Here is a 23,696-nt window from a genome sequence, read left to right on the forward strand (position 1 = left end):
TCTTCCTCGATGAGTAGCGTCATTGAACTCATCGGTTAGCAGCGCGGCGGTGCGCTGGTAGCTGGTGACTGGCGGCCCACACCCCGATTCATGCACGGGCACGACGAGCTGGTGGGCACTACAGACCTAAGTTTATAGTTTGTTGTCTCACATGTGGAGTTTGTGACGCGAAACTTATCTGAGGTCAGGGCCACAACCGGTAAAATAAGGGCATGCTCACTGTCATTGGCGAAGCCCTCGTAGACGTCGTTCAGCGCCCGGGGCTCGAATCTCATGCACATCCCGGCGGTTCCCCCATGAACGTTGCCGTCGGCGTCTCCCGCCTGGGCCATGAGGCCCAGTTCATTGGCCGCTACGGCAAGGACGCCTACGGCGACCTGATTGACGCGCACCTGCGGGCCTCGGGCGTCCTGCTCCCTGTCGGTGCTGACGCCAAAAAGACCTCCGTTGCCCAGGCAACTATTGGCGATACCGGCGCCGCGGAGTACGAGTTCGATATTGACTGGTCACTCGACGCTGCCCAGGCAGCTCTCGACGAGGTGGGCAAGAACGCCACCGCCGTGCACGTGGGTTCTATCGGCGCCATGCTGGAGCCCGGCGCGTCCGCTGTGCTCAACACCGTCAAGCAGGCAGCCCCCCACGCCCTGATTTCTTACGACCCCAACTGCCGCCCCTCCATCGTGCCCGACGCCGCAGAAGCGCGCGCCTGGGCTGAGAGCATCGTGCGCCACTCGGACGTGGTGAAAGCTTCTGACGAGGACCTTCTGTGGCTCTACCCCAACCGCACCCTGGAAGAATCAGCGCGGGCCTGGCTGGAGCTGGGGGCCTCCCTGGTGGTTGTGACCCGCGGCGAGATGGGCCCCTGGGCTATTACCCGCAAGACCTCGCCCGACGGCATCGCCCTGCCCGCCTACCGGGTAGAGGTTGCCGATACCGTGGGTGCCGGCGACTCCCTCATGGCAGCCCTCATCGCGGCTCTGCTCGATCGCGACATCAAGGGCAAGGGCGCCCGCGCCGCTATTGAGCTGCTGAGCAAGGGCGACCTCAAGGAAATCCTGGCTTTCGCAGCGGTTGCAGCCGGCATCACCGTCTCCCGCGAGGGCGCTAACCCGCCCAGCCGCGACGAACTGAACGCTGTGCTCTACCCGCAGGGCTAGTTCCGCCGCTCCCCGAGGGGACCGCATAACTTCAAAAGGACCGCATAATACGCGGTCCTTTTTTGATTTTCAGGTCCCTTTTCGGCAGGGGTGATAGTCAGTAGACTGGGTAGTACATGGTCACAGCCAATCAAGGAGGATGAAGCCCCCATGCTCAACCGCGAACCCTACGCAGACCTGCCCGACCTACCCACCTTTACGCTGACGTCCGCTGATATCAGCGAAGGTGAGACCCTGCCCCGCGCCCAGGTTTCCGGCATCATGGGTGCAGGTGGTGAGGACGTCTCACCCCAGCTCTCCTGGAGCGGCTTCCCAGAAGAAACTAAGTCCTTTGTGGTCACCTGCTTCGACCCGGACGCACCCACCCCCTCAGGCTTCTGGCACTGGACGGCCTCAAACATCCCCGCCTCAGTCACCGAACTTGCCACCGGTGCAGCCGAGAACCTACCCGAGGGAGCTCTGGGGCATCTCAATGACGGTGGCACCCGCGCCTTCATCGGTGCCGCCCCGCCCGCAGGCCACGGCCCCCACCGCTACATCTTCTGTGTCACCGCCGTTGACGTGGAAAAACTCGACATCGACGAAAACGCCAGCCCCGCAGTGGTTAACTTCAACCTCTTCTTCCACGGCATCGCCCGGGCCTTCTTGACCGCCACCTATGAAGAAGAGAACTAGAGGGCTTGCCTAAAGATAGATGAAGCAGACTCACAGCGAAGCTGCTGGCTCGGTGGCTGGCGTGAATCGCTTGTGAGCGTCAGTGAACCAGTGAGAGGGTCGGCAGCAAGCGTGAGTCTGCGGAATCTTTCTAGCAAGCCTCTAGAATGTAAAGCATGATTAAACTGATTGCCAGCGACCTGGACGGCACCCTCATCGGGAGTGACTTCAGGTTCCGTCCCCGCACCCTGCAAGCCCTGCACGCGGCGGCGGATGCTGGCGTCCGTATTGTCTTTGTGACCGGCCGCCCGCTGCGCTGGATGGAACCCGTGCTAGCGCAACTGGGGCAGGAATGGAACGGCGAGAATTCCTTTGCCTTCTGCTCAAACGGCGCGGTGACCTACGATATTGCCCGCTCGCAGGTGGTCGCTACCCGCACCATGAGCGGGAGCGAGGTACAGGCCCTGCACGCCGATCTAGAAGAGGCCTTCCCCGGTGCTCTCTATATCGCTGAGACCCTGGAGCACGTCTATGTGCAGGGCACCTATGAACCCCATGTTCAGGAAGACACGAGCAAGATGGTGGAGGGGCCCCTGAGCCAGATTCTGGCATCTGATGCTGAGGTCGTGAAGTACCTGCTTTTCCAGGGAGGCGCTGTTCCGTCTGACCTGCTGGCACAGGTTCAAGAAGTGGTGGGGGAGCGGGCCTCTGTAACCAGGTCAGCCCCCTACCAGCCCCTGGTTGAGGTTGCCCAGCGGGGGTTGAATAAGGGGCGGGTGCTGGCAGATTTTGCCCAGTCCCTGGGCATTGCCCCCGATGAGGTGGCGGCTTTTGGTGATATGCCCAATGACTTTGAGATGCTGGACTGGGCCGGCCACGGCTATGTGATGGCCTCGGGCCTGCCGGAACTCAAAGACCGGGTGGGGCGTATCTGCCCGGGGTTTGAAGAGGACGGTGTTGCCCAGATTATCGAGCGCATGCTGGCTGAGCGCGAGGGTCGCCAGGCCTAAGTTACTGGCCGGTAATATACTGGTTCTTATGCCTTCACACGCATCTGCACCTTCTTCACCTGACCGCACCCAGATTTACGCCCACAGGGGGCTCGCTGTAGGGCAGGCTGAAAACACCGAGGGATCTTTCCGTCGTGCCCTCGATGCTGGAGCCCACTGGCTCGAAACCGACGTGAACACCACCGCTGACGGCCAGGTGCTGGTTTTTCACGACCCCACCCTCAATCGTTTAGTGGGTCGCCCCGGCCGGGTGGCTGAGATGACCTGGGACCAGCTGCGCGACCTGAGCCTGGTGGACGGCGGTCAAATTTCCCGCCTGCGCGACATGCTCGAGGCCTTCCCCGAGACCCGCTTCAATATTGACCTTAAGGACGCCGGTTCGGCGGCCGAGGTTGCGCGGGTGCTGGTAGCTGCCGGTGCGGTAGAGCGGGTGCGACTGGCGTCCTTTTCGGAGCGCCGCCTGCGGCAGGCGCACCGGGTGGCCCAGAATCTAGGGGTGCAGATCCCCCTGAGTGCCTCGCAGTCGTCCTTCACTTTTTTCTATGCCTTATCACGCATACACCCTAGCCTGTGGAGTTTTCTTAAGCCTTTGACCCGTAGGTTTATGCTTCCCTTCGACGCGGTTCAGGTGCCGGCCTATCATCGGGTGGCGGGCCGCCGCCTGCGCATTGTTGACCGCAAGCTGGTGGCTGCCGCCCGCCGGGCCGGGGTGGAGGTGCACGTGTGGACGATTGACGATGAACGCACTATGCGGGAACTTATCACCCTGGGGGTCGACGGAATCGTCACTAACCGCGCCGACCTGCTCGCGGGCGTCCTCGCTTCCTCCCGGTAGGTACCATTTAAACTAGAAAAACCCACCAACTAGGTGGGTTTTTCTGATTCAGATGGTACCTACTGCCGGTTGAGGGCCTAGTGGACGTCTCCCTTAGCCTCGGTCGGGGTCAGCGGCTCCGGGTGGGCCTTCGACGCCTTATTGAGTGCCGCCATCAGGTGGTAGACCACCAGGGTCGCGGCGGTACCCAGGGCAATACCGGCGAACTGCAGGTCGCCAATATCCCAGGTGTAGTCAGCAATACCCACAATCAGGGCCACGGACGCGGCGGTCAGGTTGACCTGGTTTGAGAAGTCCACGCGGTTCTCAACCCAGATACGCACACCCAGCATTCCAATCATGCCGTACAGCACGGTGGCAGCGCCGCCCAGCACACCGGCAGGCACAGACGCCACGGCAGCACCGAAAACCGGGAAAATCGAGAGCAGGACAGCGAAAATCGCAGCGACCCAGTAGGCGGCGGTGGAGTAGACCTTGGTTGCCGCCATAACACCGATGTTTTCAGCGTAGGTGGTGGTACCTGAACCGCCACCGGCACCGGCCAGGGTGGTGGCCAGGCCGTCGGCCATAAGGGCGCGACCGGAGTATTTGTCGAGGTTATCCCCGGTCATCAGCGCAACGGACTTCACATGGCCGATGTTTTCAGCAACCAGCACCAGAATGACGGGGATGAAGAGGCCAGCCAGGTTCCAGTGGAACTCTGGGTGCTGGAAGTGGGGCAGGCCGATCAGGCCCTGCTCAGCCCAGGTCTTTTCGATGGCGGCAAAATCGACCTCGCCGCGCAGTACGGCGGTGATGTAGCCGATGATAACGCCCAGCAGAATCGACAGGCGGCCGATCATACCCTTGAAGAGTACGGAAATCAGGATGATGGAGCACAGGGTCACCAGGGCGGTAACGGGCGCTTCCATGAAGTTGTTCTTAGCGGACGGGGCCAGGTTGAAGCCAATGAGCGCCACGATGGAGCCGGTCACTATCGGGGGCATGAGCTTGGTCAGCCAGCCGGTGCCAGCGACCTGAACAATCAGACCCACAATGAAGAGGGAGACACCGGCCATGACGATACCGCCCAGGGCCCCGCCGGGGCCGTACTGGTTGGTGGCAGCTGCTAGGGGTGCGATGAAGGCGAAGGACGAGCCCAGGTAGGAGGGTACGCGTCCTGCGGTGATCAGCAGGAAGAGCATGGTGCCGATGCCCGAGAAGAAGAGGGTGGTCGCGGGCGGGAAGCCGGTCAGCAGAGGCACCAGGAAGGTCGCACCGAACATAGCAACCACGTGCTGGGCACCGATACCGATGGTGCGGCCCCAGGTAAGGCGTTCGAGGGGGCGGACGACCCCGCCCGGGGTGATATTTTTGCCGTCGCCGTGCAGGGTCCAGGCGAGGCCAAGCTGTGAGCCCTTTTCGGGCTGGGAACCGTTAGACATGAGATGCTTTCGCAGTGTGTGGGTAAATCGTCCTTATTGTACGCCTCCGGTAAGAGGGTGGACGGGTGGGGTGGGGGTGGGTAAATGTGATGTTGGCTTTGGTGCTGGGGCTGGTGGGCACTGAGCAAAATATGTATCAGGGTTTGTACCGCGCGAACCGTGCAGAAATAAATGAAATATTACACCCCTTATGAGATGGGGGTCATCGACAGGTAAACTAAGTATGCCTACTCTTTAAAGGAGAGACTTCTGCCGTTCTAGCCTCGCGCCTGACGGTTCCCACCGCCGCCTATCCTAAGGGCCGATACGTGACCATAGTTCTAGCGCTTTTCCTGCTTGTGTCCATAGTGACCCCCTGGCTTTACCGCCGCATGGGCACTTCCACCTTCTACCTACTAGCTGCGATTCCTGCCGCTGTGTTGGCTCTGGTGCTGACCAAAACCGGCCAGATTCTCGGCGGTACACCCTGGAGCGAGAGCTACCAGTGGATTCCCGAGCTGGATATGGCGCTGACCTTCCGCATGGACACCCTCTCGTGGGTCATGAGCCTGCTGGTCCTGGGTGTAGGCTCCCTGGTGCTTTTCTACTGCGCCAGCTACTTCAAGCACTCCACCGGTGATAACGGCCAGTTCGCGGCCTACCTCTTCGGCTTTGCCGGTGCCATGTTTGGTCTGATTACCGCAGATGACTTCATCCTTATGTTCATCTTCTGGGAAATCACCACCATTCTCTCCTACCTGCTCATCGGCTATTCCCGCCACCGCCTCTCAGCCCGCCGTTCTGCCCTGCAGGCCCTCACGGTCACTACCGCTGGTGGCCTGGCCATGCTGGTCGGTATCGTCATGCTGGGCTACAGCCTGGGCACCTACTCCCTGGCTGAACTCGTGGAGCGGGGCCCGAGCGTCCTTGCCGCCGCCCAGGAGGGGCACGGCCCCCTGACCATGGGCATGCTCTCTGCCGCCCTCGTGCTGATTCTCTGCGGTGCCCTCTCCAAATCAGCGATTTTCCCCCTGCACTTCTGGTTGCCCGGCGCTATGGCTGCGCCCACTCCGGTTTCCGCCTACCTGCACGCGGCGGCGATGGTCAAGGCCGGTATCTACATCCTGCTGCGCCTGGCCCCCGGCTACGGTGAGGTGGCGATATGGCAGAACGTCCTGATTATCTTCGGCGCCTTCACCATGGTGTTCGGCGGCTGGGCCGCCCTCAAGCAGACCGACCTCAAGCTGATTCTGGCCTACGGTACCGTCTCGCAGCTGGGCTTCCTGGCCCTGGTGATCTCGGGGGGAACTCCGGACGCCATCTACGCGGCTATGGCGCTCATGGTGGCTCACTCCCTGTTCAAGGCAACTCTCTTCCTCTCGGTCGGTATCATCGACCACCAGTCCGGCACCCGCGACATCCACAAGCTCTCAGGCATCTACCGCCGTGCCCCTAAGCTGGCTATTGTCGCCACTATCTCAGCGGCCTCAATGGCGGGTATTCCGCCCCTGGCAGGTTTCGTGGCCAAGGAAGCGGTGCTCGAAACCTACCTCTCCCACACCACCGGCTGGCAGGGGGCAACCACCCTGATCGCCATCGTCCTGGGCTCTATTCTCACTTTCGCCTACTCAGCCCGCTTTGTCTGGGGTGCCTTTGCCGTCAAGCCCTACGCCTACATGCACAAGGAAGGCGTCAAGTACTGCCGCGTAGAAAAGGGCACCGCCGACTTCGAAGAGGTCGACAACGGCGATATCGATATCAACACCCGGGCCCTTGCCCGCAACCGTCGCGGCCAGAAGCTCAGCCCCGATACGGCCTTCCACCCGGTCTCCTTTACCTTCCTCTTTGCCCCGGCGGTACTGACCCTCCTGACCCTTGTTTACGGTCTTTACCCCGAGCCGGTGCACCTCTTCGTCAAGCCCTTCCTGAAGGCCTTCCCCGAAACTGCCGCCGAACTTGAGCTCCACCTGGCCCTGTGGCACGGCGTCACCCCCGCCCTGCTGACCTCCCTGGTCATCATGGCCATCGGTGCCCTGCTCTTTATCTTCCGTAAGCAGATTGAAGAGCTGCAGGGTATTCTGCCCTCGGCTCCCAGCGCCTCTATCGTCTACCGCGACGTGATTGATGCCCTGGACCGCCTGGCCGTGTGGGTCACCGGTATGACCCAGCGAGGCTCCCTGGGCTTCTACCTGGGCGTCATTCTGATTACCGCGGTGGTGGTGCCCTTCGCGGCCCTCTTCGTCAATGAGACCCCACCGCTGGCCAACGTACGCGTTTCTGAGTCCCCGGCTCAATGGGCTATTGCCGTGGTCATGATTGTGGCTGCCCTGGTCGTGGTCTTCGTGCGCAAGCGCTTTTTGGCTATCATGATGGTCTCGGTGACCGGCTACGGCATGGCTATTCTCTTCGCCCTGCGCAGCGCCCCCGACCTGGCCACCACCCAGCTGCTGGTTGAAACCATCGTGCTGGTAGCCTTCGTGCTGGCTATGCGCGTGCTGCCCCGTCAGATTCCCCGCATCCGCTCCAAGGACGGCAAGGACGGGGCCCACAAGACCCTGCGCGTCATCATCGCCCTGGGCTTCTCGGCCCTGATGATGGCCCTGGCCATGTTCACCTTCTCGTCCCGCTCCCTCGACCCGATCTCACTCGAGATGCCTCGCCTGGCCTACGAAATTGGTCACGGCTACAACGTGGTCAACGTGACCCTGGTCGACATGCGCGGCTGGGACACCTTCGGTGAAATCTCGGTGCTGGCCCTGGCCGCCACCGGCGTTGCCTCCCTGCTCTTTATCGAAGGACGCGCCGACTCGGCGTCCGCGCGCAGGCTCGACACCCAGGCCATGAAGAAAATTGAGAGCTCTTTCGCCAAGCGCACCCAGATCACTGTGGCCCAGCGCGTGGCCGGCCAGTTCTCGTCGGTCGAGCGTGACCCCTTCATCGTGGCAGGCCGTACCCTGCCCCCAGAATCCCGCTCGATTCTGCTGGAGGTTATGACCCGCCTGCTCTTCCATACCCTCATCATTGTCTCCTTCTACATGCTGATTGCCGGTCACAACCTGCCCGGCGGCGGTTTCGCAGGCGGCCTGATGGTGGGCCTGGCCTTTGCCGTACGCTACCTGGCCGGTGGCGGTGCGGAACTGCGGGCGGCGTCCCCCTTCTCCGCCGGTACCTTCCTGGGCGTCGGCCTGGGTATTGCTACCCTCTACGCCCTGGCCCCGGCCCTCTGGGGCGACCCCATCTTCTCCAGCTACGTGCTGGACTTCTGGCTACCGGTCTTTGGCGACGTCCACTTCGTTACCGCCACTATCTTCGATATCGGCGTCTACCTGCTGGTGATCGGCCTGGTCCTCGATATCCTGCGTAGCCTGGGTGAGCGCATTGACCTCAAACTGGTAGCTGAGCGCCGCAAGAGAGAAAAGCAAGCCCGCGACAAGGCACGAAAGGCATAAACCATGATTATCGACCTCAGTCTAATCCTGGTCATGGGCGTGCTCTACGCCGTGGGGGTCTACCTGATTCTTGACCGCTCCATGACCCGCGTGCTCCTGGGCCTCATGCTCATGACTAACGCGACCAACATCCTGATTCTGCACGCGGGCGGCCCTGCGGGTCTGGCCCCCTTCTACAGCAAAGACATTGCCGCTGAAGACTACTCCGACCCGCTCCCACAGGCCCTGATTCTGACCGCTATCGTGATCTCCTGCGCGGTGACCGCCCTGATTCTGGGTATTATCTACCGCTCCTGGCTGCTCTCTAAGGCCGATGAAATCACCGACGACGCCGAAGATATTCGCGTGGCGGAGCAGGACACCTTCGATAAGGAAGAAGACGCCGCCGCCGAGTTCGATGCTTCTGAATTCGACGCCGATGAAGCGACCCGCGAAAAAGAGTTCAACGAAGCAGAAGAGAAGAAGAAAATTAGTCAGACAACCGCTCAGCCGACCGTGTCAAAGAAGGGGGACTAGCCCGTGGATATCGCTATCGCCCAGCTTGCCCCTCTCTGTATCATCATTCTCTTCCTGGCCGCCGCTATCACCTTCGTCTCGAAGAAGGACAGCGTGCAGCGCGTCATCGCCTTCGCCGCGGTAGCTATCACCCTGGTGTTTGAGGCTCTACTGCTGGCCGCAGTGTGGGACGCAACGCCCCAGACTGTGCACCTGGCAGGCTGGGAGGCCCCCTTCGGCATCACCATGGTGGTTGACCAGCTTTCAGCCCTCATGCTGGTGGTCTCCTCGACTATCTCGCTGGCGGTGCTGGTCTTTGCTACCGGCCAGAACCTGCAGGATGAGGACGACGAGGTGCCCATCTCGGTCTTCTACCCCACCTACCTGCTGCTACTGGCGGGTGTGTCGAACGCCTTCTTGGCGGGCGACCTCTTCAACCTCTACGTGGGCTTCGAGATCCTGCTCATGGCCTCCTACGTGCTGATTACCATGAACGCCAACACCCCGCGTATTCGTGCGGGCGTGACCTACGTGGTGGTTTCGGTTGTCTCGTCCATGCTCTTCCTCACCGCCATCGGCTTTGTCTACGCCTCGGTGGGCACCATCAACATGGCAGACCTATCGCTGAAACTGGGCACCCTGCCCGAGGGCACCCAGATGCAGCTGCACCTCATGCTGCTGATTGCTTTCGGTATCAAGGCTGCGGTCTTCCCGCTCTCCCTCTGGCTACCTGACTCCTACCCCACAGCCCCGGCACCCGTGACCGCCGTGTTCGCAGGCTTGCTCACCAAGGTGGGCGTGTACGCGATTATCCGAACCGAAACCCTGCTTTTCCCCGAAGGACGCCTGGATACGCTTCTGGGGGTCGTGGCAGGTCTGACCCTGCTCGTGGGCATCTTAGGTGCCCTGGCCCAGGGCGATATCAAGCGTCTGCTCTCCTTCATCCTGATTAGCCACATCGGCTACATGATTTGGGGTATCTCGCTGGGTAACGAGCTGGGTCTTACTACCGTGGTCTTCTACATCGCCCACCACATCGTGATTCAGACCGGCCTCTTCATGGTGGTTGGCCTCGTAGAACGCCGGGCCGGTTCGACCAACGTGCGCCGTTTGGGCGGCCTGATGAAGACTGCCCCCGTCCTGGCCCTGCTCTACTTCATTCCCGCCATCAACCTCGGCGGTATCCCGCCCTTCTCCGGCTTTATCGGTAAGGTCGGCTTTATCGAGGCGTCCGTAGAGAACGGTAGCGCCCTGGCCTACATCAACGCGGGCGTGGGCGTCCTGGTCTCCCTGCTGACCCTGCTGGCCCTGGCCCGTGTCTGGAACAAGGCCTTCTGGCGCCCCGCCAAGGAAGCCGAAGAGCCCACCCCCGAACTGGTCATGGCCGAGCACTCCGACGACCCCGCCCATTACGAGACCAAGCCGATTCCGGCGTCCATGATGGCGTCCACCGTCTCCCTGGTCGTGGTGGGTGTGCTGATTACCCTCTTCTCAGGCCCCCTTTTCCAGCTGGCAGATAACGCCTCAGACAACCTCTTCAACCCCGACGTCTATATCAGCTCGGTCTTTGGCCCCGACGCCCCCAGCCGGGCCGAGTACCTCGAACAGCAAATCGTCGATAACAACTCCCAGGAGGTGAACCAGTGAAAAAGCCCAACCTCTCACGTGAGAGCCTGATTCACGCTATCCCGCCCTTCCTCTGGCTGGTCTTTGTCTGGTGCGCCCTCTGGCAGGACTTCTCCCTGCGTTTCATCGCCTTCGGCGCGGTGCTGGCGGCTCTGACCATGTCGGTCTTCCGGCTGCCGACCCTCTACCTGTCGAACCGCTTCAACATCTTCTACGCGGCGCGTTTTGTGGTGGAACTCTTCTGGAATATCGCCAAGGCCTCAATTGAGGTTATGTGGCTGGCCATGACCTTCCGCCCGCCCCTGCGCAACTCGGTGGTTGCCGTACAGCTGCGCACCCACTCCGACCTGCTGCTGACCGCCGTTTCGCACACCATGTCGCTGATTCCCGGCTCCGTGGTGGTTGAAGTGGATCGCTCCCTGTCGGTGCTCTACTTCCACGTGCTCAACACCTCCACTCCCGAAGAAATCGAGCGCTTCACCCGCCAGGTGGCCTACTTCGAAGACCTCATCATCAAGGCCGCCGGTAGCCGCGAAGAGTACGAAGCCCTCAAACAGGACGAAGAAGCCGACCGCACAGCCAGCCGAAAGGAGCACGCATGACCTGGGCTATCTGGGCCACCGGCCTGATTCTCACCCTAGCCACCTGGGGCACCGTCTACCGCATCTGGAAGGGCCCCGCCCTGCTGGACCGCGTGCTCGCCAGCGACGTGCTGCTCTCAATTCTCACGGCCGCGCTCTGCGTGCTCATGATTTATACCGACAGCCAGTTCTTCCTGATTCTACTGGTGGCCCTGGCCATGATCGGCTTCGTGGGGTCGGTGACCGTGGCCCGCTTCGCCGATAACTCCAAGGCGGACGAGAGCACCCCGGTCTCCCGTCTGCACGAAGGACGTTCCCGCCGCCGCTCCCGGAAGAAGGGGAGCAAGTACGCCCCCGGGGAACTGGCAGAAGATACTGACAAGGACGGGCAGGAAAATGCCCACCCCGTGCGTGCCAGCAAGGATCTGGGGGAGTAAACCATGAATCTCGATACCGTTTTTGATGCCCTAACCATCATCTGCATGATTCTGGGTGCCCTCATGTCGCTGGGTGCGGCTATCGGTCTGGTCCGTTTCCCTGACCTGCTCACCCGCCTGCATTCGGGCACCAAGCCCCAGGTCTTCGGCATGATTCTCATGTTGCTGGCGGTGGCTTTCCACTTCCGCTCCCTGGAGCTGCTGCCGGTGCTCATAGTGATTTTGCTGCTGCAGATGCTTACTATCCCCATCTCAGGGCACATGATGGGCCGCTCCGGCTACCGCAACAAGCACTTCCGCAAGGACGACCTGCGCCACGATGACCTGCGCTCCCTGGTCGACGAGGTGGAAGGGAACTAGGGGACTAGCCCACGGGCGTCCGCCTGCCCCTATTCCCGCAAGGGGACCGCAGAACCAAAAAAGGACCGCGAAATATGCGGTCCTTTTTTGGTTCTGCGGTCCCCTTTCAGAAGAAGTGGGGAAGGGCAGAAGGTTAGGAGGTTACGGCGTCCTTCTTTGCCTTGCGGTAGAGGGCCCAAATAACCAGGATGAAGACGACCGGGGCCAGGTAGTAGCCGCCGCCCTCGACCCACTGGTCACTGAAGACACCCAGGATATCGGGGTTGCCCGCCGCCGCGATAATACCGGCGTTGACCACGCCCCACAGCGACTCGCCCACAATCATGCCGGTTGCTACCAGCACGCCCATACGCTCGGCACCCTCAGCGTTGCGCTGCTTGGCGGCCCAGCGGTTGTAGAGGAAGCCCAGCAGGGCACCGACGGGAATGATGAGGGTCAGGGCGATAGGCAGGTACATGCCCATACCGACAGCCAGGGCAGGCAAGGAGTACTTACCCTTGGTGGTAGCGGTCAGAACCTCGTTGATGGCAATAATAACCACGCCGATAATAGCGCCGAGGCCCAGCAGTTCCCAGTTGAGGGAGTTGCCGAAGATGCCCTGAGCCACACTGGAGAGCAGGGCAGCCTGAGGGGCCGAAAGGGCCTCCTCACCAGCGCCGGGGGAGCCTGCGAAACCGAAACCGGTCAGGAGCAGCTGCAGAACGGGCGGGATGATGGCAGAGCCGAAGAGAACACCGACAATCAGGGCAACCTGCTGCTTCCAGGGGGTAGCGCCGACGAGCTGGCCGGTCTTGAGGTCTTGCAGGTTGTCGTTAGAAATCGTGGCAATACCGAAAACCACGGCAGCGGTGAAGAGGGTGTAGGCGACCAAGGAGGCGGTGTCTGCGTCGTTGCCGATGACGGTCTTGATGAGCAGGGCCGCAGACAGGACGACGATGATGCCCACACCTGAAATGGGGGAGTTCGATGCGCCGATCAGACCTGCCATGTAGCCGCAGATAGAAGCTACAATCAGGCCCACAAGCAGGACGTAGACGATGGAGAGGACGATGAGGGTTCCGGTGTGGTGGGCAATGGCGGTGTCTTTGACGAAGAGCCAGAGCAGCAGGCCGACCGGGATCATGGCGCCGATGGTTACGCCGGCGACGGTGGAGAAGGGGATATCGCGCTCGGTGATGTCAACGGTCTGGCCAGCCTGGCGGGCGCGGGAAGCTACCAGGGAGTCCTTGATGCCCTTGATGATGGGGCCGATGATTTTGACGAGGGTCCACACCGCTGCAACTGCCATGGTGCCCGCGCCGATGAAGCGGACGTCCTGGGAGAAGGTTGAGGAGACGACGTCTGAGATATCGCCGGACGCCGGCAACAGGCCTGCGGTGCGCATGGGTAGCAGCACGCCGTAGGAGATGAGCAGGCCAACGATCATTGAGATACCGACGGCCAGGCCAACCAGGTGGCCAACGCCGATCAGAGCCAGGGAGAAGGAGGTGCTGACCATGGTGCCACCCGCGCCGAGGCGGAAGAACTGGGTGAAGCCGCCTGCTACCGCCTTCAGCGAGGTCAGGATGGCGAAGCCAGCAGATGCCAGTGAACCCCACACAATCATGCGCAGGCCCTTCTGGTTTTCTTCTGCAGAACCCTGGTCGTTACCGACCTTGAGCACCTCAGCCGCTGCAACACCTTCGGGGAAGGGCAGGTCTGAGCCGGTGACCAGCGCACGGCGCAGGGGGATGGAGTAGGTAACACCCAGGACGCCGCCGATAGCGCAGACAAAAGCGGTGGTCCAGTAGGGGAAGCCTGCCCACCAACCAATCATGACCAGGCCGGGCAGCACAAAGATAATTGCAGAGAGGGTACCGGCTGCCGAAGCGATGGTCTGCACAATGTTGTTCTCCATGATGGAGTGGTTCTTAAAGTTGCGCAGAATTGCCATGGAGATAACGGCAGCAGGAATAGAAGTGGCGAAGGTGAGGCCAACTTTGAGGCCCAGGTAGACATTCGCAGCGGTGAATACCAGGGTGATAAGACCACCGAGGATAACAGCGCGGAGCGTAAACTCGCGGACGGGACTGGAGGAACCAGTGGGGGCTGGTGCCTCTACTTTACGTGAGGACAAGATCAACTCGTTTCCAAAAAATATGCCAATGCGGTGCGTTTCAGGTGGGGCTGCTTCTGAAACCAGCCTCAACAATACTCCTGTTACTTAGCATATTTAAACTTCAGAGTGCATATATTTAAAGATGCAAAGGTAGGGTCCGTACCTGCTGGCGTTGGGTGAAACGGCTAGCCATGCAGAGCTATCTAGGGCTAGAGTAAGGGGCAGAATAACCAACTGAAAGGTACCACTATGAACGATGATCTCCGCCAGGTAACCGTGGATGAAATCCCCGCAGACGCCAAAATTCTGGACGTGCGCGAAGACTACGAGTGGGTAGAAGGCCACATCGAAGGCGCCCAGCACATCCCCCTGGGTGAGGTGCCCGAGCGTTACGGCGAAGTTCCCCTCGATGAGGACGTCTACGTCATCTGCCGCGCTGGTGGCCGCTCCCTGCGCGCTGCCGCCTACCTGACCCAGTACGGCTTCGACGCCATCAACGTTATCGGCGGTATGGGTGCCTGGCAGGACGCCGAGAAACCCATGGTCTCAGAAAACGGCGAAACCCCGCAGGTTCGCTAGCTGCCCGCCAGCCTCACTAGCTCGATGGTGGGTAACTACGGTTTTACCTGCGCAAGCCACCCTTAACGCCAGCCCCGAGCCAGGCTTGCTCAGGTAAAACCTCCGCCCCGCCCCTTGGCGTCCGCCCCCAACACACCCGCGCAGGTAAAACCTTCGCCTGTCTCGTTACAATAAGTCGGTGACCTCTCTAACCTGTCGTACCCTGAACTTTCCGGTAGAACCCGCCACCGCCTTTCCCGTGCTGGCTGGCGGTTCTTCCTATGCTTTTTGGCTGGATTCAGCCCGCGACGAGTCGCCTATGTCCCGCTACTCCTACCTGGGGGCGCCCCTGGGTGGGGGAGTGCTGCGCTACGCGCAGCCGGGGCAGGTTGATGTGCTCGATGTGAGCGGACGCCCGTACCAGGTTTATCGTGACAGTATTTGGCAGGTGCTCCCCGGCTTCCTAGAATCCGCGCCCCGCCCCGAACTCGGTGAGGGTCAGGATGCCCCGCCCGCTGACGTCCTGCTGGGCGGCTATGTGGGGTTTATGGGCTATGAGGCCCACGCAGACCTAGAAGTCACCGCCTTCCACAGCGAACACCCCCAGCGGGTGGCCCGCACCCCCGACGCCCTCTGGATGCCCGCCACCCACTACCTGATGTACGAGCACGATAGCGGGAAAGCCTGGCTGGTTGGCCCCGCTGACTGGGTTGAAGAGACCGCACAAAAACTGCTTAAAACCAGCACTTTACCTGAATCTATAGCCGGTCAAGAATATGCTTCGCGGGTAGTTTTACCCGACTTCCCCCTGCCCGATCGAACGGACTATCTAGCTGCTATTGCCACCGCCCAGGCCGAGATTGCTGAGGGCAACAGCTACGAGGTCTGCCTGACGGCTGAGACCTCCCAGCAGCTGCCCACCCCACTGGGTGCCGATGAACTTCTGAGCCTCTATCTGGCCCAGCGGCAGGCTAACGCCGCCCCCTATGCCGCCTTCTTGCGGTGCGATGACTTCACGGTGCTCTCATCCTCGCCCGAGAAGTTCTTGACCGTCACCGCCGGCGGCCGCGCCGAAGCCAAGCCCATCAAGGGCACCGTGCCGCGGGGCGCGTCCGCTCATGAAGATGCCCAGGCGGCCGCCTGGCTCGCACGTGACCCCAAAACCCGGGCCGAAAACCTCATGATCGTGGACCTGCTCCGTAACGACCTCTCCCTGGTCTCCCACCCCGAGAGCGTGCGGGTGCCGGTGCTGATGGGGGTGGAATCCTACTCGACCGTGCACCAACTGGTCTCGACCATCGTCTCCCAGCTGCGTCCGGGCATCACCGCCCTGGACGCGGTCGCCGCCTGCTTCCCCGGCGGGTCCATGACCGGGGCACCCAAGGCCGCCACCATGGCTATTATCGACCGGCTTGAGGGCCGGGCCCGCGGGGTCTACTCCGGTGCCCTGGGCTACTTGGGGGCGGACGGCTCAGCCGCCCTCTCCATCGTCATCAGGACGCTGGTAGCCCACTCGGACGGCCTGGTCACCCTGGCCGCTGGTGGGGCGATTGTCGCTGACTCCGACCCGGCCGCCGAATATGACGAGATGGTCACCAAGCTCAAGGCAGCTGTGCCCAGGTAGCACCTGGTAGGGGCTGCGATAAGGTAAATAACCCTGTGAGCTGTGGGGTAGGCGGAAGCCTGCCCCTCTTTTTTTAAAAAACTCTTGCGCTTCCCCGCTCTGCAACTTAGGTTAATTACATGAGTAACTAACCAACTAGCCTGCCCGCTGGGCAGGTTAGGTAACCACACAGAAGGAGGTGCTCATGCTGACCGGTGACAAGCCGATCTTCCAACAAATTGCAGACCATATCAGCAGCGAAATTCTGGCAGGAACCTATGCCGAAGAAAGCCAGGTTCCCTCCACCAACGAATTCGCTCTCTTCTACCGGATCAACCCTGCAACCGCCGGTAAAGGCGTCAACCTCCTGGTCGACCAGGGCGTTCTCTACAAGAAACGAGGTATAGGCATGTTTGTGGCAACGGGGGCACAAGACATTCTGCGCACTAACCGGCGGCGCGACTTCATTGCCGGCTACATCACCCCGCTCATTGATGAGGCCCGTACCCTGGGCCTGAGCCAGGACGAGGTTCTCTCGGCCCTCCATGCTGGGTTTAACGCCGATGGGGTCGGGGGAGCGAAGGCCCATCTGTCCTCAGAAGGAAGCGGTGAGCAGTCATGACGGCAGTAGTACGCACCCAGGGCCTCACCAAAATCTACGGCTCCACCGCAGCCCTCTCAGACATTAACATCACCCTGGAGGAGGGGCTTATCTACGGTCTGGCCGGGCGAAACGGCTCCGGTAAGACCACCTTGCTCGCTGCCCTCGTCGGGCAGGTCATCCCCACCAGTGGTTCTGTTGAACTCTTTGGTACCAAGCCGAGTGGGCGCGTCCTTGCCCGCACTCACTTTCAACGCACCCACCTGGCCTACCCCGACGGACTGAAAGTGCGGGACGTCCTGAGACTGGCAAGCCTAGCGTATCCGGCCTGGGACGAAACCCTGGCTGACACCCTCATCAAGGACTTTGCCCTCAACCCTGCGGCCAAGGCTCGCAAGCTATCCGATGGGCAGGCATCCGCCCTCGGAATCATCGTTGCCCTCGCCAGCCGGGCAGAACTCACCCTCATGGACGAACCCTACTCCGGCCTGGACCCTGTCGCCCGCACCATTTTCTATGACCGGCTCCTAACTGACTTTGCCCTCAACCCACGCACCATCGTCCTCTCCACCCACCTGCTCAATGAAATTGCGCCCCTGCTAGACCGCGTGCTGATGCTCCGTGACGGCGCCCTCGTACTCGACGGGTCCCACGACGAGGCTGCCACCAGCGCCCACGAAATTGCCGGTAGTCAAGACGCTATCAACGTCTACCTAGCCCGTACTGGACTAGTGGACGCCGTCGCCCGGCAGCGCGCAATCGGTTCGCTGGTCACAGCCCTACTCGCCGCCCCGCTCACCGAAACGAACGAACAGCTTGCGGTCTCGCTCGGAGTTCACATTCAACCCGTCAGCCTGCAGGACTCCCTGGCCGTACACAGCGACGCCACCTACTCACCCCTACTTGAGCCCCAAGGAGGTCGCCATGACTAGCACACTTCACGCTGAGCCCCTCTACCCAGCTCTACCGGAAGCACAGCCCACCCGTACCGGGGGAGGTACTCGTACCGTCTTCCGTATGCTCCTGAGCGAGCGGGCTACCAGCACTCTGCTTCCCCTGTTCCTGCCGCTCGGTGTTGCAGTACTTATGCTGGGACTCGCTTGGGTTCATGCGGTTCTGACCGGCCACCCGCTGGCGGACTACAGCGGCTTCATTAACCACAACTCTATGCAGGTCATTATCCTGCCCCTGGTTCTGGGTGTGACTATGCTCCTCAGCTACCGGTCACATGCCCGGCTCATACTGGGGATGGGGCTAGGGCGCTGGGACTACTTCCGTGGCTACCTCTCCTTAGCTCTCTACCGGGCAGCCCTTGCCACACTGGTCTACGCTGTAACCCTTGCCCTCGAATTGCTGAACAAGGGCTATGGGCGCGGGTGGCAGGTGTTCAACCAGGACTTCGATACCTGGTCGTTTGCCTTTGATAAGACCTACAGCACCCTGGGGCGTACATACGCGGTAACAGATTACCTAGCTACCTGGTTTATCGTCCTGCTGGCTGTGCAGGTGGCAGCCCTCTTTATTGCCATAGTCTCCCTACGCTGGGGGTCTCTGGCGATGTGCCTGATGCTGTGTGTAGTGGTCCTGCTCATCTTCAATATTTCCCGTCAGCTCTTCGGTGCAACTGCCTGGGATATGGGTATTGGCACCCTCTGGGGCCAGTTCCATTCCGATTACGATACCTACAACGTCTGGGAGCTAGCTGCAGCTCAGGGCGGAGTCGCTGACCGGGATATCTCTGTATTTGATCATCCTCCCCTTGAGTTGATCGTGTGGAAGTACGGTTTGCTCGTCTTCCCCCTCTGCGCCGCCTACCTGCTCTCCGCTGTGAGCTGGGCCCGAGCGTCCCTACGCTAACCTGCCCTGCCTGCTACCCCCTAAAAAGTGCAAGTGCCTGTCACTTTTCACGGGGCACTTGCACTTTTCGCGGGGTAAATATCTGCCGGTCTACTAGACTAAAAAGCATGACTAACCTCTCCACCCCCCTCCCCATCGAAGAAGCCCGCGAACGTCTGCGCGAGCTCATCAGCGAACTGGCCGTCGTGCGCGGCAAGGTCACCCTGGCCTCCGGTAAGGAAGCCGACTACTACGTTGACCTGCGCCGCATCACCCTGCACCACGAGGCCTCCCGCCTGGTTGGCCAAGTCATGCTCGACCTGCTCGACTCAGCCGGAATCGAATTTGACGCCGCCGGCGGTCTGACCATGGGTGCTGACCCCGTCGGTCACGCCATTATGCGCACCGCTGGCGACCAGGGCCGCGCCATCGACACCTTCGTGGTGCGTAAGGCTCAGAAGTCCTACGGCATGGGCCGTCAGGTTGAGGGCCCCTCAGTAGAAGGACGCCGCGTGGTAGCTGTCGAGGACACCTCCACCACCGGTGGCTCCGCTCTCACCGCCGTCGAAGCCCTGCGTAAGGCTGGTGCCGAGGTGGTAGCCGTCGCCGTTATCGTTGACCGTGCAACCGGCGCCAAGGAGCACATCGAAGAGGTTGCGGGTGTGCCCTGCCTCTACGCCTACTCCAAGACCGACCTGGGCCTGGACTAAGTGGCAGACCTAGAAGCAACCGAGCCTGAAACCGAGAGCCCGGAGCGGGAAATCGGCGTCGGCCCCTGGGAAGGCGAATGGCCAGAAGGCGACCACTGGGACCCCGAGCTGCTGCGCGAGGGCGACCGCCGCAACGTCCTTGACCACTACCGCTACTGGACCATGGACGCCATCATCGCCGACCTCGATACCCGCCGCCACTCCTTCCACGTAGCCATCGAAAACTGGCAGCACGACCTCAACATCGGCACCGTGGTGCGCACCGCTAACGCCTTTTTGGCGAAAGAAGTGCACATTATCGGCAAGAAGCGCTGGAACCGACGCGGGGCTATGGTGACTGACCGCTACCAGCACGTGCGCCATCACCCCACCGTCGAGGACTTTGTGACCTGGGCGAAGGGTGAGGGGCTTGCCATTATCGGCATCGACATCTTCCCCGACTCCAAGCAACTGGAAACCTACGACCTGCCCAAGGACTGCGTCCTGGTCTTTGGTCAGGAGGGGCCCGGCCTGTCAGAGGAGATTCACGCGGCCGCCGAGGCAACCCTGTCTATCGAGCAGTACGGCTCCACCCGGTCTATGAACGCAGCAACCGCTGCCGGTATCGCCATGCATGCCTGGATCCGCCGTCACGAGTTCGGCCAGCGCGTCAGCTAGCCCTGGGAGCGGCCGCGCGCCCCGCCGGCGTCCGCTGGTGGTGAGTGTCCATGAAAATCGCGGAGTGCCCACATGTTTCGTGGGTACTCCGCGATTCTCGTAAGCACTTGCATTTCTGCAAAAACTTTCCCGCTGAAGTATTTTATTAATGTACTACCGGGTCTAGAATGGCTATGTACGCTAAAGACGAGAGCAAAGAGGTGCAGTATGAACACAAGGCCAGAGCCCGGTAACACCCATGGAGCACCTGACGCCCAGCTGCCCGCCACCAGCAGCCCCCGCAAGCTCCTCACGGCTCTACTCACCCCGCTCTTCATGGCCCTCATGGCCATCTCTGTCGTCAACGTCGCCCTCACCCCTATCGGGCACTCCCTCAATGCGGGATCCAGCCAAACCCAGTGGGTCGTCTCCGGCTACGCCCTGGCCTTCGGCGTGCCCCTGGTTGCCGCCGGACGTATCGGCGACGCCACCGGCCGCCGCCGCATGTTTATGATCGGGGTTTCCTTCTTCACCCTGGGCTCCCTGCTCAGTGCCGTCGCACCCACCATCGAAATCCTTATCGCCGCCCGCGTGCTCCAGGGCCTCGGTGCAGGCTTCTTCAACCCCCAAACCACGGGCATCATTCAGGCCAACTTCACCGGCCAGGCCCGTGCCCGCGCCTACGGCATGTTCGGTACGGTGGTAGCGCTCGCCGTCATCGTGGGGCCGGTACTTGGCGGCTTCCTCATCCAGATTTTCGGAGATTCCCTGGGCTGGCGCATGATGTTCCTGGTCAACGTGCCCATCGGTCTTGCCGGGTTGCTACTGGCCCGTCTCTGGGTACCCAACGACCGGCCGTCCGCCCCTTCGCAGCGCGCCCGCCTCGACCTAGACCCCATCGGTATGATCGTCCTGGCCCTGGCAATCTTCGCTGTACTCTTCCCCTTCGTCGAGCGCAGCGGCAACCCGCTGGTCTGGGCGGTTCTACCTGTAGGGCTTGCCCTCATCGCCTTCTTTATTGCCTGGGAAAAGCGCTACAAGAAGGCAGGCCGCCCGCCCATGCTCGATATCGACCTGGTAACCAAGCCTGCCTTCCGCAACGGCATCATGATTGTGACCCTCTACTTCTTGGGCAACACCAGCGTGTGGCTGGTTATCCCCATCTACGTGCAGAACCACCTGGGCCAGAGCGCGCTGACCGCCGCGCTGATTACCATTCCCTCATCCCTGCTGTCTGCGTTTGCAGCTCCCTGGGCAGGACGCCGCGTGCTGGCTATGGGGCGCCGTATGGTGATGCTGGGGTTTGGGCTGTCGCTCACCTCGATTGTGGCCACCATGCTCACCGTGACCCCGGTGGAACAGGGTCTGCTACCGGTATGGGCCCTGGCTGTGCCCCTGATTCTGATTGGTGCCGGTGGTGGTCTGGTGATTTCTCCCAACCAGACCCTGACCCTGGCGTCTGTGCCTCCCGCCATCAGCGGCGTAGCGGGCGGCGTGCTCTCCCTCGGCCAGCGCATGGGCACCGCTATCGGTACCGCCATCATTCCCTCAATCCTCTACGGGCTGGTAGAGTCGGGCGCCCACTGGAACGTCGGGCTCATAGCCTCCTTCGGCGCTATCGTGCTGACCCTTTCCCTGGGCCTCACCTTCACCATCGCCGACCGCCGCCGCGAACTGCGCGAGGGGTAACACTCGCCCGCGCCCGCTTCATAAAAGTGCTTATCAGGTACAGTAAAAACATTCCCTGTACACACATTCCGCCTAGGCCAGCCGTTTCTTTTTCGTAAACAGCAACCTGCGGCATCAGCACACAATGGAGTGAGGTTGATATGGACAAGCCCCACATCACGGGTGACCACCTGCAAAAATACAGTGCAGCTCCCACCCAGGCCATAGACCAAATTCACCGCTCGCGCGGCTCCCAGGCGCCAGAGGTTGAAGCCAGCGAACGCAAAAAGCGCCTCATCGGTCTCTTCGGCGGCCTGCTTGCAGCCGCCCTGGTCTACGTCATCATGCCCGGCGACGTACCCGACGCCGCGCGCCTGACCGCAGCCACCGCCGTCCTGATGGGTGCCTGGTGGATGACCGAGGCCCTGCCCATTCCCGCCACCGCCCTGCTGCCGCTGGTGATTTTTCCCGTCTTCAACAGTGAAGTAAAAATCAACGACATCGGCGCTAGCTACGGCAACAACATCATCTTCCTCTTTATGGGCGGCTTCCTGCTGGCCCTGGCCATGCAGCGCTGGAACCTACACCGTCGCATCGCCCTGCTCACCCTCAAGGTCATGGGCACCAAGCCCTCCATGATGGTTGCGGGCTTCATGGTAGCCACCGGCTTTCTCTCCATGTGGGTCTCGAACACCGCCACCGCCGTCATGATGATCCCCATCGGCGTCTCCGTGCTCATGCTGATTGCCCAGGCCAGCGGCACCACCGAAATTAAAATTGAGGACGGCGCATCCCCCGACGACCAGGCCGTCAAGGACGCCGTGATCAAGTCCGACTTCGGAACCGCCCTCATGCTGGGTATCGCCTACGCCGCCTCCATCGGCTCCCTCGGCACCTTGATCGGCACCCCGCCCAACACCCTGCTTGCCGGTTACATGGCAGACACCCACGACGTGCACATCGGCTTTGGCCAGTGGATGCTGGTGGGCGTACCCCTGTCGGTGATCGTGCTCTTTGTCTGCTGGTTCCTGCTCACCAAGGTACTCTTCAAACCCGAAATTAAAGAGATTCCCGGTGGTAAGAAACTCATCGCCAACGAATACGCCAAACTCGGTGCCATGAGCTCGGGCGAACTGCGCGTGCTCATCATTTTTATCGCTGCCGCCTTGGCCTGGATTTTCGTCCCTATCATCTGGTCTAAGTCACCGCCCATCACCGATGCTGGCATCGCCGTCGCCGTTGGCCTGCTGCTCTTTGCACTACCCGCCGGTGGCACTGCCAACAAGGGCGTGCGCCTCATCGACTGGGAAACCGCAACCAAGCTGCCCTGGGGCGTCCTGCTCCTCTTCGGCGGCGGCCTAGCCCTCTCCGGCCAGTTCACCAGCTCCGGCCTCACCCAGTGGATCGGCGACTCCGTCGGCGCCCTCGGCACCCTGCCCATCCTCGTCATCGTGCTGCTGGTGACCACCGGCGTCATCTTCCTCACCGAACTCACCAGTAACACCGCCACCGCAGCCACCTTCCTACCCGTCGCCGGCGGCATAGCCATGGGCATGGGCTACGACCCCATGCTGCTCGCCATCCCCGTCGCCCTCGCCGCCACCTGCGCCTTCATGCTCCCCGTAGCGACCCCGCCCAACGCCATCGCCTACGGCTCGGGCTACGTCACCATCGGGCAGATGGTCAAGGGCGGCCTCTGGCTCAACATCTTCTCCATCGTGGCGATCACCGCCGTGACCATGACCCTGGCCATGTGGATCTTCGCGCTGTAAACCGTATTCAAAAGGTTTGGCAGGCTCGCGCTGGCTGCGATCCCGCTTCACTCACCTTTTGAATACTCCTCACTAAACCCATAAAAACCCAACACCCTAACACCGGCAAGCACCAAAAGCCGGTGTTAGGGTGCTTAAGACCCCCAGAAACACATGGTTTTCTGTGGGTTTATGTCCGAAATTAGTGTGGGAAACCTACCCTTTCCC

General features: G+C 61.4%; 21 protein-coding genes. 19 read left to right on the forward strand and 2 right to left on the reverse strand.

Annotated elements, in window-relative coordinates:
* Positions 1-212: 212 nt before the first annotated feature.
* From ACEE43_RS09055 to ACEE43_RS09070, 4 genes are all read left to right on the forward strand, one after another.
* The gene (locus tag ACEE43_RS09055) at positions 213-1,157 is read left to right on the forward strand and encodes a carbohydrate kinase family protein (RefSeq protein WP_449107883.1); all 945 of its coding nucleotides are present in this window, start codon (positions 213-215) and stop codon (positions 1,155-1,157) included.
* Positions 1,158-1,307: 150 nt separating this feature from the next.
* Positions 1,308-1,832 carry a YbhB/YbcL family Raf kinase inhibitor-like protein gene (locus ACEE43_RS09060; protein ID WP_237241902.1) on the forward strand — a complete coding sequence of 175 codons (525 nt, stop codon included), beginning with the start codon at positions 1,308-1,310 and terminating at the stop codon, positions 1,830-1,832.
* Positions 1,833-1,987: 155 nt separating this feature from the next.
* A complete protein-coding gene (locus ACEE43_RS09065) occupies positions 1,988-2,821 on the forward strand; it encodes a Cof-type HAD-IIB family hydrolase (protein ID WP_449107884.1) in 834 nt (277 codons plus the stop codon).
* A gap of 28 nt (positions 2,822-2,849) precedes the next feature.
* The gene (locus ACEE43_RS09070) at positions 2,850-3,656 is read left to right on the forward strand and encodes a glycerophosphodiester phosphodiesterase family protein (RefSeq protein WP_449107885.1); all 807 of its coding nucleotides are present in this window, start codon (positions 2,850-2,852) and stop codon (positions 3,654-3,656) included.
* Positions 3,657-3,733: 77 nt separating this feature from the next.
* Here ACEE43_RS09070 and ACEE43_RS09075 read toward each other — a convergent pair whose 3' ends face one another.
* Positions 3,734-5,080: a uracil-xanthine permease family protein gene (locus ACEE43_RS09075; RefSeq protein WP_449107886.1), complete on the reverse strand. Its 1,347-nt coding sequence runs from the start codon at positions 5,078-5,080 to the stop codon at positions 3,734-3,736.
* Positions 5,081-5,388: 308 nt separating this feature from the next.
* Here ACEE43_RS09075 and ACEE43_RS09080 point away from each other — a divergent pair, with 308 nt between their 5' ends.
* From ACEE43_RS09080 to mnhG, 6 genes are read left to right on the forward strand one after another with little or no spacing between them, the layout of a single operon-like run.
* Positions 5,389-8,508, forward strand: a complete 3,120-nt coding sequence (locus ACEE43_RS09080; RefSeq protein WP_449107887.1) for a Na+/H+ antiporter subunit A — start codon at positions 5,389-5,391, stop codon at positions 8,506-8,508.
* Positions 8,509-8,511: 3 nt separating this feature from the next.
* Entirely contained in the window at positions 8,512-9,024 is a 513-nt protein-coding gene (locus ACEE43_RS09085; protein WP_449107888.1) for a Na(+)/H(+) antiporter subunit C, read from the forward strand.
* 9 nt (positions 9,025-9,033) lie between these two features.
* Positions 9,034-10,650: a Na+/H+ antiporter subunit D gene (locus tag ACEE43_RS09090; RefSeq protein WP_449107944.1), complete on the forward strand. Its 1,617-nt coding sequence runs from the start codon at positions 9,034-9,036 to the stop codon at positions 10,648-10,650.
* On the forward strand, positions 10,647-11,231 hold the full coding sequence (locus ACEE43_RS09095; RefSeq protein ID WP_237207350.1) for a Na+/H+ antiporter subunit E: 585 nt from the start codon (positions 10,647-10,649) through the stop codon (positions 11,229-11,231). Before ACEE43_RS09090 ends, ACEE43_RS09095 begins: the two co-directional genes overlap by 4 nt.
* The gene (locus ACEE43_RS09100; protein WP_449107889.1) at positions 11,228-11,647 is read left to right on the forward strand and encodes a monovalent cation/H+ antiporter complex subunit F; all 420 of its coding nucleotides are present in this window, start codon (positions 11,228-11,230) and stop codon (positions 11,645-11,647) included. The genes ACEE43_RS09095 and ACEE43_RS09100 overlap by 4 nt, the downstream gene beginning before the upstream one ends.
* A 3-nt stretch (positions 11,648-11,650) precedes the next feature.
* On the forward strand, positions 11,651-12,007 hold the full coding sequence (gene mnhG / locus ACEE43_RS09105; protein WP_449107890.1) for a monovalent cation/H(+) antiporter subunit G: 357 nt from the start codon (positions 11,651-11,653) through the stop codon (positions 12,005-12,007).
* A gap of 133 nt (positions 12,008-12,140) precedes the next feature.
* On the opposite strand, the gene ACEE43_RS09110 is transcribed toward mnhG, so the two are convergent.
* Complete coding sequence (locus ACEE43_RS09110) at positions 12,141-14,123, reverse strand: OPT family oligopeptide transporter (protein ID WP_449107891.1); 1,983 nt, start codon at positions 14,121-14,123, stop codon at positions 12,141-12,143.
* Between the two features lie 231 nt (positions 14,124-14,354).
* Here ACEE43_RS09110 and ACEE43_RS09115 point away from each other — a divergent pair, with 231 nt between their 5' ends.
* The 9 genes from ACEE43_RS09115 to ACEE43_RS09155 all read left to right on the forward strand — a co-directional run bounded on the left by ACEE43_RS09115 (position 14,355) and on the right by ACEE43_RS09155 (position 23,489).
* A complete protein-coding gene (locus ACEE43_RS09115; protein ID WP_237187352.1) occupies positions 14,355-14,684 on the forward strand; it encodes a rhodanese-like domain-containing protein in 330 nt (109 codons plus the stop codon).
* Between the two features lie 178 nt (positions 14,685-14,862).
* A complete protein-coding gene (locus ACEE43_RS09120) occupies positions 14,863-16,287 on the forward strand; it encodes an anthranilate synthase component I family protein (protein WP_449107892.1) in 1,425 nt (474 codons plus the stop codon).
* Positions 16,288-16,471: 184 nt separating this feature from the next.
* Entirely contained in the window at positions 16,472-16,888 is a 417-nt protein-coding gene (locus ACEE43_RS09125; protein WP_449107893.1) for a GntR family transcriptional regulator, read from the forward strand.
* On the forward strand, positions 16,885-17,799 hold the full coding sequence (locus ACEE43_RS09130; protein ID WP_449107894.1) for an ATP-binding cassette domain-containing protein: 915 nt from the start codon (positions 16,885-16,887) through the stop codon (positions 17,797-17,799). The genes ACEE43_RS09125 and ACEE43_RS09130 overlap by 4 nt, the downstream gene beginning before the upstream one ends.
* Complete coding sequence (locus ACEE43_RS09135) at positions 17,792-18,724, forward strand: hypothetical protein (protein ID WP_377125574.1); 933 nt, start codon at positions 17,792-17,794, stop codon at positions 18,722-18,724. Before ACEE43_RS09130 ends, ACEE43_RS09135 begins: the two co-directional genes overlap by 8 nt.
* Before the next feature lie 107 nt (positions 18,725-18,831).
* Positions 18,832-19,413, forward strand: a complete 582-nt coding sequence (gene pyrE, locus ACEE43_RS09140; RefSeq protein ID WP_237196272.1) for an orotate phosphoribosyltransferase — start codon at positions 18,832-18,834, stop codon at positions 19,411-19,413.
* Positions 19,414-20,070, forward strand: coding sequence for a TrmH family RNA methyltransferase (locus ACEE43_RS09145; protein WP_237187356.1), 657 nt, complete (start codon positions 19,414-19,416; stop codon positions 20,068-20,070).
* Positions 20,071-20,277: 207 nt separating this feature from the next.
* Entirely contained in the window at positions 20,278-21,738 is a 1,461-nt protein-coding gene (locus ACEE43_RS09150) for an MFS transporter (RefSeq protein ID WP_237237391.1), read from the forward strand.
* A gap of 140 nt (positions 21,739-21,878) precedes the next feature.
* Positions 21,879-23,489: an SLC13 family permease gene (locus tag ACEE43_RS09155; RefSeq protein WP_449107895.1), complete on the forward strand. Its 1,611-nt coding sequence runs from the start codon at positions 21,879-21,881 to the stop codon at positions 23,487-23,489.
* The last annotated feature ends 207 nt before the right edge of the window (positions 23,490-23,696 follow it).

This window comes from Rothia sp. 11254D007BW (assembly GCF_053548195.1).

What these genes read in the sequence shown, in the direction of transcription:
- ACEE43_RS09125 (WP_449107893.1), top strand. Translation starts at nt 16,472, where the DNA reads ATGCTGACCGGTGACAAGCCGATCTTCCAACAAATTGCAGACCATATC.
- ACEE43_RS09115 (WP_237187352.1), top strand. Translation starts at nt 14,355, where the DNA reads ATGAACGATGATCTCCGCCAGGTAACCGTGGATGAAATCCCCGCAGAC.
- ACEE43_RS09065 (WP_449107884.1), top strand. Translation starts at nt 1,988, where the DNA reads ATGATTAAACTGATTGCCAGCGACCTGGACGGCACCCTCATCGGGAGT.
- pyrE (WP_237196272.1), top strand. Translation starts at nt 18,832, where the DNA reads ATGACTAACCTCTCCACCCCCCTCCCCATCGAAGAAGCCCGCGAACGT.
- mnhG (WP_449107890.1), top strand. Translation starts at nt 11,651, where the DNA reads ATGAATCTCGATACCGTTTTTGATGCCCTAACCATCATCTGCATGATT.
- ACEE43_RS09085 (WP_449107888.1), top strand. Translation starts at nt 8,512, where the DNA reads ATGATTATCGACCTCAGTCTAATCCTGGTCATGGGCGTGCTCTACGCC.
- ACEE43_RS09070 (WP_449107885.1), top strand. Translation starts at nt 2,850, where the DNA reads ATGCCTTCACACGCATCTGCACCTTCTTCACCTGACCGCACCCAGATT.
- ACEE43_RS09150 (WP_237237391.1), top strand. Translation starts at nt 20,278, where the DNA reads ATGAACACAAGGCCAGAGCCCGGTAACACCCATGGAGCACCTGACGCC.
- ACEE43_RS09155 (WP_449107895.1), top strand. Translation starts at nt 21,879, where the DNA reads ATGGACAAGCCCCACATCACGGGTGACCACCTGCAAAAATACAGTGCA.
- ACEE43_RS09075 (WP_449107886.1), bottom strand. Translation starts at nt 5,080, where the DNA reads ATGTCTAACGGTTCCCAGCCCGAAAAGGGCTCACAGCTTGGCCTCGCC.
- ACEE43_RS09130 (WP_449107894.1), top strand. Translation starts at nt 16,885, where the DNA reads ATGACGGCAGTAGTACGCACCCAGGGCCTCACCAAAATCTACGGCTCC.
- ACEE43_RS09135 (WP_377125574.1), top strand. Translation starts at nt 17,792, where the DNA reads ATGACTAGCACACTTCACGCTGAGCCCCTCTACCCAGCTCTACCGGAA.
- ACEE43_RS09060 (WP_237241902.1), top strand. Translation starts at nt 1,308, where the DNA reads ATGCTCAACCGCGAACCCTACGCAGACCTGCCCGACCTACCCACCTTT.
- ACEE43_RS09055 (WP_449107883.1), top strand. Translation starts at nt 213, where the DNA reads ATGCTCACTGTCATTGGCGAAGCCCTCGTAGACGTCGTTCAGCGCCCG.
- ACEE43_RS09100 (WP_449107889.1), top strand. Translation starts at nt 11,228, where the DNA reads ATGACCTGGGCTATCTGGGCCACCGGCCTGATTCTCACCCTAGCCACC.